Origin of the sequence: Deinococcus proteolyticus MRP, assembly GCF_000190555.1 — a bacterium.
Taxonomy (GTDB): domain Bacteria; phylum Deinococcota; class Deinococci; order Deinococcales; family Deinococcaceae; genus Deinococcus; species Deinococcus proteolyticus.
The window spans coordinates 1,379,483-1,394,094 of record NC_015161.1 but is presented as its reverse complement, the minus strand read 5'-3'; the positions used below and the strand labels follow the sequence as shown (position 1 = coordinate 1,394,094).

The 14,612-nt window shown below is 64.0% G+C and carries 10 protein-coding genes; 4 read left to right on the top strand and 6 right to left on the bottom strand.

The genetic code is table 11. The features are described from left to right. The first annotated feature begins 4 nt into the window (after nt 1-4). On the top strand, nt 5-1,210 hold the full coding sequence (locus DEIPR_RS06635; protein WP_013615071.1) for a type IV pilus twitching motility protein PilT: 1,206 nt from the start codon (nt 5-7) through the stop codon (nt 1,208-1,210). A gap of 109 nt (nt 1,211-1,319) precedes the next feature. On the opposite strand, the gene lon is transcribed toward DEIPR_RS06635, so the two are convergent. The 3 genes from lon to clpP all read right to left on the bottom strand — a co-directional run bounded on the left by lon (nt 1,320) and on the right by clpP (nt 5,772). Beyond that, nucleotides 1,320-3,809 carry an endopeptidase La gene (gene lon / locus DEIPR_RS06630; RefSeq protein ID WP_013615070.1) on the bottom strand — a complete coding sequence of 830 codons (2,490 nt, stop codon included), beginning with the start codon at nt 3,807-3,809 and terminating at the stop codon, nt 1,320-1,322. A 146-nt stretch (nt 3,810-3,955) separates the two neighbouring features. Then, complete coding sequence (gene clpX / locus DEIPR_RS06625) at nt 3,956-5,170, bottom strand: ATP-dependent Clp protease ATP-binding subunit ClpX (RefSeq protein ID WP_013615069.1); 1,215 nt, start codon at nt 5,168-5,170, stop codon at nt 3,956-3,958. Further along, complete coding sequence (clpP, locus tag DEIPR_RS06620) at nt 5,167-5,772, bottom strand: ATP-dependent Clp protease proteolytic subunit (protein WP_148231798.1); 606 nt, start codon at nt 5,770-5,772, stop codon at nt 5,167-5,169. The genes clpX and clpP overlap by 4 nt, the downstream gene beginning before the upstream one ends. Nucleotides 5,773-5,926: 154 nt before the next feature. Between clpP and DEIPR_RS06615 the strand changes: the two genes are divergently transcribed. After that, the gene (locus DEIPR_RS06615; RefSeq protein WP_013615067.1) at nt 5,927-6,898 is read left to right on the top strand and encodes a 3-hydroxyacyl-CoA dehydrogenase; all 972 of its coding nucleotides are present in this window, start codon (nt 5,927-5,929) and stop codon (nt 6,896-6,898) included. A gap of 94 nt (nt 6,899-6,992) precedes the next feature. On the opposite strand, the gene DEIPR_RS06610 is transcribed toward DEIPR_RS06615, so the two are convergent. Continuing rightward, nucleotides 6,993-8,660: a ribonuclease J gene (locus DEIPR_RS06610; protein WP_013615066.1), complete on the bottom strand. Its 1,668-nt coding sequence runs from the start codon at nt 8,658-8,660 to the stop codon at nt 6,993-6,995. A gap of 482 nt (nt 8,661-9,142) precedes the next feature. Between DEIPR_RS06610 and DEIPR_RS06605 the strand changes: the two genes are divergently transcribed. Then, complete coding sequence (locus DEIPR_RS06605) at nt 9,143-9,808, top strand: response regulator transcription factor (protein ID WP_013615065.1); 666 nt, start codon at nt 9,143-9,145, stop codon at nt 9,806-9,808. Between the two features lie 245 nt (nt 9,809-10,053). Here the strand turns inward: DEIPR_RS06605 and DEIPR_RS06600 are convergent, their stop codons facing one another. Both DEIPR_RS06600 and DEIPR_RS13930 read right to left on the bottom strand, forming a co-directional pair. Further along, nucleotides 10,054-12,975: an insulinase family protein gene (locus tag DEIPR_RS06600; RefSeq protein ID WP_013615064.1), complete on the bottom strand. Its 2,922-nt coding sequence runs from the start codon at nt 12,973-12,975 to the stop codon at nt 10,054-10,056. A gap of 103 nt (nt 12,976-13,078) precedes the next feature. Continuing rightward, a complete protein-coding gene (locus DEIPR_RS13930) occupies nt 13,079-13,678 on the bottom strand; it encodes a hypothetical protein (protein ID WP_013615063.1) in 600 nt (199 codons plus the stop codon). Between the two features lie 64 nt (nt 13,679-13,742). On the opposite strand from DEIPR_RS13930, the gene pyrF reads away from it, so the two are divergent. Beyond that, nucleotides 13,743-14,564 (top strand): orotidine-5'-phosphate decarboxylase, encoded by an 822-nt coding sequence (pyrF, locus tag DEIPR_RS06590; protein WP_013615062.1) that lies wholly within the window; start codon nt 13,743-13,745, stop codon nt 14,562-14,564. The last annotated feature ends 48 nt before the right edge of the window (nt 14,565-14,612 follow it).

The window sequence follows — 14,612 nt, the reverse complement described above, 5'->3', positions numbered from 1 at the left end:
TCCTATGACCCAGCTTGGACCCGATATCACCGACATCCTCAAGTACGCCGCCGAGAATGACGCTTCCGACGTGATTCTGACCGTGGGCCTGCCGCCGCAGTTCAAGCTGCAGGGCCGCTACGAAGTCCACGAGGATTACGCTGCGCTCAAGCCGGTAGACACCCGCAAGCTGATGTATTCCATGATGAACGAGAAGCAGCAGCGCACGTTTGAAGAGCGCCGTGAGCTGGACTTCAGCTTTGCGCTGGGCGACAAGGCCCGCTTCCGTGTGAACGCCTTTATGCAGCGCGGCAACGTGGGCGGCGTGATGCGTCTGATTCCCACCAAGGTCCGCACGGTGCAGGAAATGGGCCTGCCGCAAAACGTCATCGACATCGCCAACGCGCCGCGTGGACTGGTGCTGGTGACCGGCCCGACCGGCTCGGGTAAGTCCACCACCCTGGCGGCCATGATTGACCACATCAACGCCACCAAGCGGCTGCACATCGTGACCATCGAAGACCCGATCGAGTTCATGCACGACCACAAGCAGAGCATCATCAATCAGCGCGAGGTGCATGCCGATACCATGAGCTTCGAGAACGCGCTGCGTGCCTCGCTGCGTCAGGCCCCCGACGTGATTCTGGTGGGCGAAATGCGTGACTACGAGACGATTAAAGCCGCCGTGACCGCCGCCGAAACGGGTCACCTGGTGATGGGCACCCTACACACCAACTCGGCCCCCGAATCGATTGACCGTATCGTGGACGTGTTCCCCGAAGAGCAGCAGGAACAAATCCGCGTGCAGCTCGCCAACAACCTGGTGGCGATCATGACCCAGCAGTTGCTGCCCCGTGCCGACGGCCCTGGCCGTATCCTGGCCTACGAACTCCTGATTGCCAACCCCGCGATTCGGGCGCTGATTCGTGAAGGCAAGACCTACCAGATTGTCAGCTCCATGCAGACCGGCACCCGTGAGGGCATGGTCACGATGGACGCTTACCTCGCCCAGCTCTATCACCGGGGCATCATCTCCTTCGATATCGGCAAGGAGCGTGCGGTGGACAGCAAAGAGTTCGAGCGCCTCGCCAAGGACAAGAGTGGTGACGTGGGCGGACACATGCCGAGTGCTACCGCTTACGCTGGTGCAGCGGCGCAGCAGAGCACGTATGGCCGGGGAACAGGACCCGCCGCGCCTGCGGGTGACGGCAAAACCTATGGACGCAGCTGAGCGCCGGGCTTAAGCACTGCACTGGGCCTTAAGCACTTGCTCCGTTGAATTCAAAAACTGCCTCCCCGTCTTGCAGCGGGGAGGCAGTTCTCTATGTGAACGCTGGAGCTTAAGCGCCGGCCTGCGGGCGTTCCGCTTTGGGCGCCGCGACTGGGTCGGCGGCCAGGTTGGGTTCTTCCTGCCCCGGCAGCAGCAGCAGGTCCAGCACTTCCGACACGCGCTCCACGGCATGCACGGTCAGGTCGCTCAGAATGCTTTCGGGCACTTCCTGCAGGTGAGGTTCGTTGTCCTTGGGAATGATCACCTCGCGGATACCACCCTGGTGCGCGGCCAGCAGTTTTTCCTTGACGCCGCCGATGGGCAGCACACGGCCCCGCAGGCTGATCTCGCCGGTCATCGCCACGTCGGCACGGACCGGGCGGCCCGTAATCGCGCTGATGACTGCCGTGGTGATGGTGATACCCGCACTCGGGCCGTCCTTGGGGGTGGCTCCGTCGGGAAAGTGCACGTGTAGGTCGATGTTCTTGTGGAAGTCGGGGTCCGCGCCGTACTCGGCAGCGTGTGCCCGCAGGTAGGCGATGGCCGCGCCCACGCTTTCCTTCATCACGTCGCCCAGCGAACCCGTCATGTTGATTTTGCCGCTGCCGGGGGTGGCGAGCGCTTCGACCAGCAGCATGGTGCCGCCCACACTGGTCCAGGCCAGGCCCTGCGCCACGCCCACTTGCGGTTCTTTTTCCATGCGGTCGGGGCGGTGCAGCGGCACGCCGAGGTAGTCGGGAATCTGGGGGGCGTCAATCACTCGCACGCCTTCCCAGGGCTGCTCCAGCAGTTCGCGGGCAGCTTTCCGCGCCAGTCGGCTGATCTGACGGTCCAGGTTCCGCACGCCGCTTTCGGCGGTGTATTCCTCCACCACGCGGTTCAGCGCAGCGTCGGTGATGTCCAGCCGGCCTTCCAGTCCGTGCGCCCTCACCTGACGGGGCACGCGGTAGCGCCGGGCAATTTCCACCTTCTCGGCTTGCGTGTAGCCGGGAATCTGAATCACTTCCATGCGGTCCAGCAGCGGGCGGGGAATGGTCTGGAGGCTGTTGGCGGTGGTGATGAACATCACCTGCGACAGGTCGTACGGCACTTCCAGGTAGTGGTCCTGGAAAGTGTGGTTCTGCTCGGGGTCCAGCACTTCCAGCATGGCGCTGGAAGGGTCGCCGCGCCAGTCGCTGCTCATCTTGTCGATTTCGTCGAGCAGGATGATGGGGTTGACCACACCCGCCTGCTTCATGCCCTGGATGATGCGCCCAGGCATGGAGCCGATGTAGGTGCGGCGGTGTCCGCGCACTTCGGCTTCGTCGCGCATGCCGCCCAGCGCCATCCGCACGAACTTGCGGTTCAGGCTGCGGGCGATGCTTTTGCCGAGACTGGTCTTACCCACCCCAGGAGGGCCGACCAGGCACAGGATGGGCGCACGCAGCTCGGCGTCGTCCACCCGCTCCTCAGCGCTGCGCTCAGGTGTTTCGCTGCTGTCTCCGCCCTCCGTGGCCGTATCCTCTTCGCTGCTCGCTTCCTTCTGCTGGACCTGCGTCAGTTGGCGCACCGCCAGGAATTCCAGAATGCGGTCTTTCACGTCGCCCAGGGCGTAGTGATCGGCGTTCAGGATATCCTCGGTGCGGGCGATATCCAGAACCTCTTCGTCGCGGCTGCTCCAGGGGAGGTCCAGCAACCACTCCACGTAGTTGCGCACCACGGTACTCTCGGGACTGCCGCCAGGAGTGCGTTCCAGGCGCTGAATTTCCTTGAGCGCCTTTTCCTTCACGCTGGCGGGCATGCCGGCTGCCTCCACGCGCTCCTTGAGGGCCTCGGCCTCGGCGGGGCCGTCTTCGCCGCCGCCCAGCTCCTGCCCGATGGCTTTCATCTGTTCACGCAGATAGTATTCGCGCTGGTTGCTGTCCATCTGCTCCTTGACGCGCCCGGCAATCTTCTTGTCCAGGTTGAAGCGCTCCAGGTCACGGGCCAGCAGGCCCAGCACTTTCTCCAGGCGGGGGCGCAGGTCCGCTTCGGCCAGCACGGCCTGCTTGTCCTCCACATCCCAGGTGGCGTGGTGGGTCACGGTGTCGGCCAGCAGCGCGGCGTCACTGAGTGCCTTGAGGTTTTCCAGCTGATAGTTGTCCAGGCGCAGGCCCTTGTTCTGGCGCTGGTATTCCTCGAAGCTGGACTTGATTTCACTAACCAGCACGTCCAGCACCCGGGCTTCTTCGGCGTCGGGGGTAGATGCTTGGAAAGTCTCGGCACGCACGCGCATGTAGGAGCTGGGCACCTCGTCCAGCACGCGGGCGCGTTCCTGCGCCTCAATCAGCACCTGATAGGTGTTGTCGGGCATCCGCACCACCTGCTTGATGACTCCCAGCACGCCGGTGTCATACAGCTCGGCAGTGGTCGGGTCGTCGGTGCGGGCTTCGCGCTGGGTCAGCATCAGCACGCGGCGGTCGGCCGCCTGGGCTTCGTCCACAGCGCGTTTGGATTTGGGCCGGCCCACGTCCACATTCATGGTCATGCCCGGCATCAGGACGATGTTTCTCAGTGCAACTACGGGAAGTTCCCAGATCATTCGGCGCTCCTTCAGCGGAGATAAAGCGGAAAAGACAAGTAAAAACCGGGGCACTCTACAGCGCGGCACCCCGCTCCAAAGTAGACCGACAGTCTAGGAGCTGGGGTGCGGCGAAGCTGTAACGCGAGTTGCGATTTTACTGAAGATTAAGCAGACTTCTTGAGTCCCTTAGACTCAAGGAGCCGCATCGGGTGGTCGATATGTTCCGCCTCGAACTTCAGGTCCGTCAGCCCTTCCAGCGGCAGCTCGAACAGCAGGTCGGTCATGGCCTTTTCCAGCACGGCGCGCAGGCCACGGGCCCCGGTCTTGCGCTCGCGCGCGCGTTTGGCCACTTCCTGGAGGGCTTCTTCGGTAAAGGTAAGGTCCACTCCCTGAAAGCCGAACAGCGCCTGATACTGCCGGATGATAGCCCCCTGTGGCTCGGTGAGGATGCGGACCAGGGCTTCTTCGTCCAAGTCCTGCAGCTGAACGACCAGCGGCAGTCGGCCCACGAACTCGGGAATCAGGCCGAACTTGACCAGGTCTTCGGGCATGAAGCGCACTTCTTCATGCTCCTCGCCTTTGGCTTCAGCGCCAAAGCCCACGCTGCGCACGTTGGTGCGGCTGCGGGCAATGTCTTCCATGCCGTCGAACGCGCCGCCCACGATAAACAGGATGTTGCGGGTGTCCACCTGCACCAGTTCCTGCTGGGGGTGCTTGCGTCCGCCCTGAGGCGGCACCTGAGCGGTGGTGCCTTCAATAATTTTCAGCAGGGCCTGCTGCACGCCTTCGCCCGACACGTCGCGGGTAATGGAGGTCCCTTCGGACTTGCGGGCAATCTTGTCGATTTCGTCCACGTAGATGATGCCGCGCTCGGCTGCCTGCGGGTCGTAGTCGGCCGACTGCAGCAGGCGCACGATCACGTTCTCCACGTCGTCGCCCACGTAGCCGGCTTCGGTCAGGGTGGTGGCGTCGGCAATGGCGAACGGCACTTCCAGCATCTCGGCCAGGCTCTGGGCCAGCAGCGTCTTGCCGGTGCCGGTCGGACCAATCAGCAGAATGTTGCTCTTTTGCAGGCCGGCGTCGGGGTGGCTTAGGCGCTGATAGTGGCTGACCACGGCCACCGCCAGGGCTTTTTTGGCTTCGTCCTGCCCAATCACGAACTCGTCGAGGAACGCCTTGATTTCCTTGGGGCTGGGCAGCTCGGAAAGGTCAAACTCCTCGGCGCCCTTTTTCAGGTTCTGGCGGACCAGCTCGGAGGCGCGCTCGGCGCACTCGTTGCAGATAAAGGCGGTACGCCCCGGTGCTTCAATCAGCTGGGCGATCTGGGGGTGCTGCCGTCCGCAAAACGAGCAGCGGTCCCCGGTCACAGGTTTGGTCATGCGTTCTCCTCGCGGGTGCGTTCGATGACCTGGTCAATCAGGCCGTACTGCTGGGCTTCTTCGGGCGACATGAAATAGTCGCGCTCCATGTCGCGCAGCAACTTGTCGTGGGGAAGGTCGGTGTGCTTGTGGTAAATCTCGACCAGCTTGTCGCGCAGGCTCAGCACTTCCTTGGCCTGCACTTCCAGGTCGGGGGTGTTGCCCCGGAATCCGGCCGACCCCTGGTGAATCATGATGCGGCTGTTGGGCAGGGCCATGCGCTTGCCCTTGTCGCCGGCCATCAGCAGCACGCTGCCCATGCTCATCGCCATGCCCACGCAGATGGTGCTGATGGGCGCACGCACGTACTGCATGGTGTCGTAGATGGCCAGGCCGGCGTACACTTCGCCGCCGGGGCAATTGATGTACATCTGGATTTCCTGCTCGGGGTTCTGGCTGTCGAGCAGCAGCAGCTGGGCCACGATGGAGTTGGCCATCTGCGATTCCACCGGAGTGCCGACAAAGATGATGCGGTCTTTGAGCAGGCGCGAGTAGATATCGTACGTTCGCTCGCCGCGCCCGGTCTGTTCAATTACGTAGGGGATGACACTCATACCCTCCAGTATCGCACGCCCACTGCGCCTAAAGGTGGGCAGAAATGAGGTTTGGCACTGGACCTGACAGTTTCATGAACAGCCCTGTGCTGTAGCCCGGCCGCGCAACTGGGGTGGCGGCCGGCCCGCCGGAGGAGCAAGATAAGGGGCAGGAGGAAGTCCTATGATCAAGACAGTAACCGTTTGTGGCAGTGGCGTGCTGGGCGGGCAAATCGCCTACCAGTGCGCCTTTCACGGCTTTGACGTGCGGGTGTATGACATCAGTGAAGAGGCCATCGCACGTGGCCGGGTGCAGATTGAAAGCCTGCCGGCCGAGCTTCAGCGCGACCTGGGTGCTACGCCCGAGCAGACCGCTGCCGGACTGACGCGCCTGAGCTATCACACCGACCTGGCCCAGGCCGTACAGGGCGCCGACCTGGTGATCGAAGCGGTGCCCGAGAATCTGGAAATCAAGCGCGAATTCTACCGTCAGCTGGCCGAGGTAGCCGCGCCAGACACCATTTTCGTGACCAATTCTTCTACGCTGCTGCCCAGCGATATCGCCGAGGCCACCGGCCGCCCGGACCGTTTCCTGGCGCTGCACTTCGCCAACCGCATCTGGCGCAACAACACCGCCGAGGTGATGGGGTCGCCGGCAACGTCCCCGGAAATCTTCGGGCAGATCGTGGAGTTCGCCGGGCAGATCGGCATGGTGGCCCTGCCGCTGTACAAGGAGCAGCCCGGCTACATCCTCAACAGCCTGCTGGTGCCCTGGCTGAACGCGGCCCTGGACCTGGTGGTGCGGGAAGTGGCCGACCCCCACACGGTAGACCGCACCTGGATGATCGCCACCAAAGCGCCGCTGGGACCGTTCGCCACCTACGACATCGTCGGACTGACCACCGCCTACCACATCAATCAGGCCCGAGGAAAAGCGGGGGATCCCCGTGGCGCTGCCGCCGCCGCCTACCTCAAAGACCGCATTGACCGGGGCCTGTTGGGCATGGGAACGGGTGAAGGCTTTTACACCTACCCGGACCCGGCGTACCGGCACCCCGACTTCCTGACCCCGGCCAAAGCGGACCCAGCCAACGTAGACTCAGCCAAAGCAGACCCGGCCGAGGCAACTCTGGCTGAAGGGCAAGCGCAGGACTGACCACCCGCCTCTACTAGAGACCCCAGAGGCCTGACCCGGAATCTTCCACGGTCAGGCCTCTGGGGTCTCTAGGGAATAGGGACGTTCGGTCCGCTTAGTCCACGATCAGGGGAATCAGCACCGGGTTGCGCCCGGTCGCCTTGCGCACGAAGCGCCGCACCTGACCGTACATGTCGTCACGAACATCTTCCAGCCGGCGCTTGCCCCGCAGGCCCTCGGTTACGGCTTCCAGGGCCACACGGCGGATTTCGCCGTCCAGCTCGGCATTGGCGCGTGCAAAACCGCGTGAGACGATTTCCACATGCGGCGTAGGATGCAGCACCGCCGTCAGCACGATGATGCCGTCTTGGCTCATGGCGCTGCGGTCCATCAGGATGTCGTCGCCGATGTCGCCCACGCCCAGGCCGTCCACGTAGACGGCCCCGGCGGGCACGGTGCCGGTCACCTTGAACTCGTTCTCTTCCAGGTGGACGATATCGCCGTTGCGGGCAATCAGGGTGCGCTGCGGGGGCTGCGGCAGGGTCTGTGCCAAGCGGGCGTGGTTGATCTGGTGGCGCGGTTCGCCGTGCCAGGGCAGGAAGTACTTGGGCCGCACCAGGTTCAGCACCTCGGCCAGCTCGTCGCGGCTGCCGTGGCCCGAGGCGTGAACTTTGTAGGTGGGCGGGTAGTACACGTCGGTGCCGATTTCGTACAGGTGGTTGATGACCAGGTTCACCGCTTCCTCGTTGCCGGGAATCGGGTTGCTCGACAGGATCACACTGTCGCCGCGCTTCAGGGCAATCTTGGCGTGGTTGCCGAAGGCGAGGCGGCTCAGCACGCTCATCGGCTGGCCCTGCGACCCGGTGCAGAGGAACAGCACCTGAGAGTCCTGGAGGCCCGCCACCTGGTCAGAGGTCAGGAACGGCTCGGGCGCTTCCATGAACCCCAGCTCCTGCGCCACCTGGGTGTACTTGAGCATCGAGCGGCCCTCGATCACCACGCGGCGGCCCAGTTTGTGGGCGATGTTCAGGATGTTTTGCAGCCGCAGCACCTGCGAGGCGAAGGTGGTCAGGAACACCCGGCCCCGGCAGCCGGCAATCACTTCTTCGAGGTTGCGGGCAATTTCGGCCTCGCTGGGGGTGCGGCCCGGGCGCTCGGCGTTGGTGGAGTCGCTCAGCAGCAGCAGCACGCCCTCGTCGCCGGCCTGCTTGAGCCGGGCCAGGTCGCTGAGCTTGCCGTCGCCGGGTTCTTCGTCCAGCTTGAAGTCGCCGGTATGTACCACCTGACCCACCGGAGTTTTCAGCACGTAGCCGGTGTTGTCGGGGATGGAGTGGGTCATGCGGAACACGTCCAGCTGAAAGTGACGGCCGATGTTCAGCCGGTCGCCGGCCTCCACCTCGCGGAAGTCCACATCGCTGTCCTTGATGCCGAACTCCCGGAACTTCTCGCGCACCAGCCCCAGGGTCAGGGCCCCGCCGTAAATGGGAATCTTGGGCAGGCGGGCGACCAGGTAAGGCAGCCCGCCGATGTGGTCCTCGTGGCCGTGCGTCAGATACCAGCCCCTGATCAGGCCGGCGTTCTGGAGCAGGTAGTCCATGCGGGGAATAATCAGGTCAATGCCCGGCTGCGTGGCGTCGGGAAAGGCCAGGCCACCATCGACCAGCAGGATTTCATCTTCGTAGCGGTAGGCGGTGATGTTCTTGCCGATTTCGCCCATCCCGCCCAGCGGAATGACCTGGAGGTGCGCCCCTGCTGGGGCCTCGCCTGTAGCGTTGTTGTTCATGGTTCTCCTTGAGCGCCGGGGAAGCTGGCGCGACATTTGTTCTGTGACCGGTGCAGTGGTCGGTGCCTATCAGGGCCCGTCCAGCATGCGATTCAGGTCCGGCGGTCCGGGCCGGAGACAGGAAAGAGGGCGGGAGTAAAGAGCATAAAACTGGTGGGCGGAGACCCGTAAGTCCGTGGAAACGTAAAGAGGAATCCCACAGGAAATCAGGCGCTGCCGCAGTGCTCTTACGCTACCACAGCCCGCCGCTGCGGGCGGGTGCATCTGGCCTGGGTAAGGGCTGAAGGCGCCGGACCCGGGGCAGCGTCTAGGCGTCTGAGAATTGGTGCGAGTCGGTATTTACGGGCGCTGCACTGCTGGTCACCGGCGCCGCTGCTCAAGTCCTGAAGCACACGCATGGTCACGCGGCTGACTGAGCAACCTTGCAGACGGCGGGCAGGTCAAGTGCGCCCTTCTTTAGGGAAGCGTTATGATGCGGGGCAATGAGCGAACATCACATCTTGATCATCGAGGACGACTTAGACATCGCCAACGTCCTGAAACTTGACCTGACCGACGCCGGGTACGAGGTGGATCACGCTGACGTGGCGATGACTGGCCTGATCAAGGCCCGCGAAGACAACCCGGACCTGATCATTCTGGACCTGGGCCTGCCCGACTTCGACGGCGGCGATGTGGTGCAGCGCCTGCGCAAGAACAGCGCCGTGCCCATCATCGTGCTGACGGCCCGTGACACGGTGGACGAGAAGGTCCGGCTGCTGGGCCTGGGCGCCGACGACTACATCATCAAGCCGTTCCACCCCGACGAGCTGCTGGCCCGCGTCAAGGTGCAGCTGCGCCAGCGCGTGACCGAGAGCCTCAGCATGGGCGACCTGACCCTGGACCCCCAAAAGCGCCTGGCGACCTACAAGGGCGAGGAACTGCGCCTGAGTCCCAAGGAATTCGACATTCTCAGCCTGCTGATTCGCCAGCCGGGACGGGTGTACTCGCGCCAGGAAATCGGCCAGGAAATCTGGCAGGGCCGCCTTCCCGAAGGCAGCAACGTGGTGGACGTGCACATGGCGAACCTGCGCGCCAAGCTGCGTGACCTGGACGGCTACGGCCTGCTGCGCACCGTGCGCGGCGTGGGCTACGCGCTGCGCGGCTGATTCGCCGTTCAGACCAGTACAGCAGGAAGCCAACTTTGCGGAGTCTGGCTTCCTTTCGTTTTATTCCCAGCCTGTAGGTAGATGCGTCTGCGGGTTTATCTCATATGTGCTGCGTCCAATTCTCTCACATCAAAAAAGCAGGGGAAAGAGGGTGTCCTGCCAGTTCATGCCCGTAGCATAGGCAAGAAAAGGAGAGCGGCGACTGAACCGCTCTCCTTCGTCAAGTGTTCAGCAGAGAGTCCGCCTCAAATCTCCTTGACCGCCCACTCGAAGCCGCCTTCGCGTTCGGGGTCGCGGCCCGTCACGGTGGCGTAGGCTGCCGCTTCAGGCGTGAGATACGCCCCCGCCACGCGGTTCACGTCGTCCAGGGTGACTTCCAGCAGCCTTGCCAGGTACGCTTCCTTGATTTCGGTGGTAAAGCCCGCGTGGTCGCCAAAGAAGCGCATGCGGCCCACCGTGTCGGGGCTGGTAAGCGGGTCAAGCGCCTTGCTGGCTCCCAGGATGGCTTCAGTGAGGTGGCTGGCCTTCAGTGTGCCGCCGTTCAGGAACTCGGGCACGCGGGCGAAGACCTCGAAGGTGCGGGCCAGTTCGGGGTCGCGGTAGCTGCTCATGGTGAAGACCCCAGCGCGGGTGTCCAGGCTGGCTCCTGCGCCGTAGGCACCGCCTTTCTCACGAATTTCGCCCAGCAAGTATTCGCTGCGGAGCAAGCGCGTCAGCACCAGCAGCGCGGGGCTGTCGGGGTGGGTAAATGGCACGGTTTCCCAAGCCACCGCGTTGAACGATACAGGCGAGTCGGTGATTCTGGCTTGCGGCTGGCGGGCCAGCAGGGTCACGTCCGGCTGCGCGGGTTGCCCACCAGCGGCGAATATTTGACCCAGCTCATCCACCCTCAGCTCCACATCGTCAGGCGTAGCAGTCAGGGCCAGCAGCGCTTCACTGCGCGGCAGCAGTGCGGTAATTTGCCCGAAGGTTTCCAGCAAGCCGCTCAAGTCGCTGCCCTCACCTGTCAGTGTCTTGAGCCGTTCCAGACTGCTCAGGCCGCTGAGGGTTTCCTGCAAAGCTCCGGCGCGGCTCACCTGTGCCGCAGCGAGGCGCTCGGCGTAGGCATTTCCAGCGCCCACCACACTGTTTTTGAGGGAGATGTAACGCTGATTCAGAATCTGACGTAGCCGCGCTTCGGTGAATTGAGGCTCGGCCAGCAGGTCATGCAGCAGGTCGCTCAGCGCTTCACCGTTGCGGGCCAAAGCTTTGCCGCCCAGCGTCAGGGACAGCTGCACCGTGTCCAGCGTATCGGGGCCGTGGCCTACGCCGATGCTGGCCCCAATGCCGCCCGTCACCGCTTCAATGCGGCGGGCCAGCGCCAGATAGTCCCGCTCGCCCGCGCCCGATTTGGTGAGGGCCGAGGCGTAGAGCGGCAGCGCTTCGAGCTGTGCGGCGCTCAGCTCGGGCAACCGCGCCTGCACATCCAGATAGTCCAGCCCGCCCGTCGGCTGTGGGATGCGGCCCAGTGTCGCGCCGCCTACCCGCTCCTCGTGGTAGTTGGGGCGGGGGAGGGTGCGGGTCACGTCATCCAGCCCCAGCGAGGGCAGCACGGTAGGGTCGGCCGCCTGAGCTTGCCACGCCTCCAGCAGGCGGCTGTCTTCCAGAATCTGAGCGCGGGCCGTGTCATCCAGCGCGGCGCTCAGGCGGCCCACCAGCTCGCGCTCCTCGGCCTCCAGGCGTTCGGCCATTGCGGGGTCGGGGGTTAGCGTCAGGGTGACGCGGTGCGGGTTGGCGAGCAGGTCACGCAACATCGGCTCGAAGACGGGGCCTGCCTGCAGATCGGCCCGCAGGCGCCTCAGTTCGGGTTCCAGTTGCAGGCCGTGCAGCGGGTGGCCGCCGTTCATCCAACCTCCCAGCAGGCCGAACATCACGCCCAGGCCGTAGGGAAAGCCCGCGTTGCTCACCTCACGGCTGTGCAGCTCAAAGCCGTGCAGGCTGCTTTCAATCAGCTCGGGGTCCAGGCCCGTTTCGGCAATCTGCGCGATGGTGTCCAGCACCAGCCGTTCCACCGCCTCGGTCTGACCCAGTGGCAGCCCGCTGAGGCCCGCGCCGAAGGCTCCCTCGCGGTAGTTGTCGCGGTAGCCGCTCACGTCGGCCAGCGAGGTGCCCAGGCCCGAGTCAATCAGCAGTTGCAGCAGCGGCGCGGCGGGGTTGCCCAGCAAGACATCGCTCAGCACGCTCCAGCGCAGATTCTCGCGGGGGTCGGCGGTGTAGCCCAGCTTCCACCCCACCGCCACCTGCGAGCCGCGCTCCAGGTCGCTGCCCGCGTAGAACACTTCCGTGCGGCGCGGCGCATCGAAATTGGGCTGGTCGGGAATGGCGACATCCAGCGTCTGCGCCTGAAATCGGCTCATCACCTCACGCTCAATCACGTCCAGCACGTCTTCCAGTGGCATGTTGCCGTAGCTGTAAAAGTAGGCGTTGGACGGGTGATAATGCGCGGCGTGAAAGGCTTTCATGTCCTCGTAGCTGAGGCTCGGAATGTCGGCGGGGTGGCCGCCCGAGTTGTTGGCGTAGGTGAGGTCGGGATACAGCGCCTTCCCGAACGCGCGGTACAACACGCTGCCGGGGGTCGCCATCGCGCCTTTCATCTCGTTGTACACCACGCCGCCCAGTTTGAGGGGGCTGCTGGGGTCGTCTGCCTGCTCATGCTCCAGCCGCCAGCCGTCTTGCAAGAAGCTTTCGCGGCGCAGCAGCGGGAAAAAGGTCGCGTCTAGGTATACCGACAGCAGATTGAAAAAGTCGCTGCGGTTGCGCGTGGAAAAGGGATAGGTGGTCCAGTCCGCAGCCGTCATTGCATTCATGAAGGTACTGAGCGAGCGCGGAATCATGGTGAAAAAGGGGTCGGCGATGGGGTATTTTTGCGATCCCATCAGCACGTTATGTTCCAGGATGTGGGCTACGCCGCTGCTGTCTTTGGGCACGGTGGGGAAGGTCACCCCGAAGGCAAGATTGTCGTCCTCGCGTTGAACGTGGGCGTGGCGTGCGCCGTTCGCATGGCGCAGCAGCACCAGCGTGCCCTGCATTTCGGGCAGGTCGTGAATTTCTTCGGCGTGGTAGCGGCCTAGCTGTGTACCGGGCTGGGGCAACGCGGGAAGCGTTTGGCTCGTGTCGTTTGGTGTCATATCCCCGCATGATAGGGGAGCCATGCGGGAGGAAAAGCGAGATGTGTGGGGGCGTACCGACTTTTTTTACTCCGCTCTCCACTGAACTGCTGGGGCTACGGCGCTAGTGGATTTCAAAACGCACTTCTGGCGGCACAGGCGTAAGCGGGTAAGCGGCATATTCCTGCCAGTCGTCTCCTACCGCTCCGTAATGCCGCATTTCACCAAACCAGCCTACAGGCAAGAGATATTCGCCTGCTGGAAACCCAGCAATGACGGGTTTGACATTGCCCGCATGCTTCTCGTTCGGGTTGAGGCGGATGATTTTGGGCCCCTCAGAGGTACAAGCGTAGGTCTGCGAAGGCTCTGGCACTTGGCCTGTTGCTGCGTCTACAACGCCATGCACAATGCTGCATTGAAAAGGGTCTGTCAGTTCAAGCGGCTCCGTGCCTGCGTTCGTATAAGTCACAGGGATAGAGGCCAAATCTCCCGCCTCTACCTGAGCAGGTGCATCCACGTCAATTCGCAAGTTGCCCGCCCACAATGTCCATGAGCCGCCCAACGTGGTGGCAAGAGCCTCTGCCTGAACGTTTGCTTCGGCTTGGGGCGTTGGCGTGGGCGTGGCGGTGGATTGCTGCGCGGGCTGGGTATCAGCCCTGGGCGCGGTGCAGCCCGTCAGCAACAGGGCGGCAGCCAGAGACAGCGCTAGAGTGCGTGGGGTCATGCGGGCAGGCTAGCGAGGGCAGGTTAAAACAGTCTGACGGGCCAGGGCTTTACACTGGTTCCCGATGCAAACCCCATTCGCCGCCGCCGTCACCGAACGCACCCGCACGCTGAATACCCGCCTGTGTGTGGGCCTTGACCCTCGCCTGAGCGAGTATCAGGACGCGGCGCACCTGCGCCAGCACACGCTGGACGTGCTGGAAGCCACTGCGCCCTACGCTGCCGCTGTCAAGCCGCAACTGGCCTTTTACGAGGCGCTGGGCTTGGAAGGGATGCAGATTCTGGAAGAGGTCTGCGCGGCGGCCCGTTTGCTGGGCTTGCCCGTGATTTTGGATGCCAAGCGTGGTGACATCGGCTCTACCGCCGAAGCCTATGCCCAGGGCTGGCTGACCGGGCGGCACGCGGGCGCAGCGCTGACGGTCAATCCGTTTTTGGGCTTCCAGACGCTGCAACCCTTCGTGCAGGCAGCGCGGGAAAATGGCGGCGGCGTATTCGTACTCGTCAAGACCTCCAACCCTGACCAGGCCGACTTGCAGGGTGAGGGACGCGGCGGCACGAGCATCAGCGAGCGGGTGGCGGCTGAAGTAGCCCGCCTCGGTGCCGAGGAAGACGGCGAATACGCCAGCGTGGGCGCAGTGGTAGGCGCGACCCACCCCGCTGACCTGCCGCACTTCCGCGCCCTGATGCCGCGTGCGCTGCTGCTGCTGCCTGGGCTGGGCGCACAGGGAGCCAAAGCGAGTGACCTGGCCGGGGCGTTCCACGCGGGCGGCACGGGTGCCCTGGTCAGCGCCAGCCGTGGCGTGCAGTACGCGGCCGGGCTGGACGTGGCCGCTGCCCGTACGGCCGCCCGCGACTTTCGGGATGAACTGAACGCAGCGCTGCAGTAAAGGCCCGGCTGCGTACTGCTCTACAATGCCCCGCAGCCTCGGCGCCGT

What these genes read in the sequence shown, in the direction of transcription:
- DEIPR_RS13930 (WP_013615063.1), bottom strand. Translation starts at nt 13,678, where the DNA reads ATGACCCCACGCACTCTAGCGCTGTCTCTGGCTGCCGCCCTGTTGCTG.
- DEIPR_RS06615 (WP_013615067.1), top strand. Translation starts at nt 5,927, where the DNA reads ATGATCAAGACAGTAACCGTTTGTGGCAGTGGCGTGCTGGGCGGGCAA.
- clpX (WP_013615069.1), bottom strand. Translation starts at nt 5,170, where the DNA reads ATGACCAAACCTGTGACCGGGGACCGCTGCTCGTTTTGCGGACGGCAG.
- DEIPR_RS06600 (WP_013615064.1), bottom strand. Translation starts at nt 12,975, where the DNA reads ATGACACCAAACGACACGAGCCAAACGCTTCCCGCGTTGCCCCAGCCC.
- lon (WP_013615070.1), bottom strand. Translation starts at nt 3,809, where the DNA reads ATGATCTGGGAACTTCCCGTAGTTGCACTGAGAAACATCGTCCTGATG.
- DEIPR_RS06635 (WP_013615071.1), top strand. Translation starts at nt 5, where the DNA reads ATGACCCAGCTTGGACCCGATATCACCGACATCCTCAAGTACGCCGCC.
- DEIPR_RS06605 (WP_013615065.1), top strand. Translation starts at nt 9,143, where the DNA reads ATGAGCGAACATCACATCTTGATCATCGAGGACGACTTAGACATCGCC.
- DEIPR_RS06610 (WP_013615066.1), bottom strand. Translation starts at nt 8,660, where the DNA reads ATGAACAACAACGCTACAGGCGAGGCCCCAGCAGGGGCGCACCTCCAG.
- pyrF (WP_013615062.1), top strand. Translation starts at nt 13,743, where the DNA reads ATGCAAACCCCATTCGCCGCCGCCGTCACCGAACGCACCCGCACGCTG.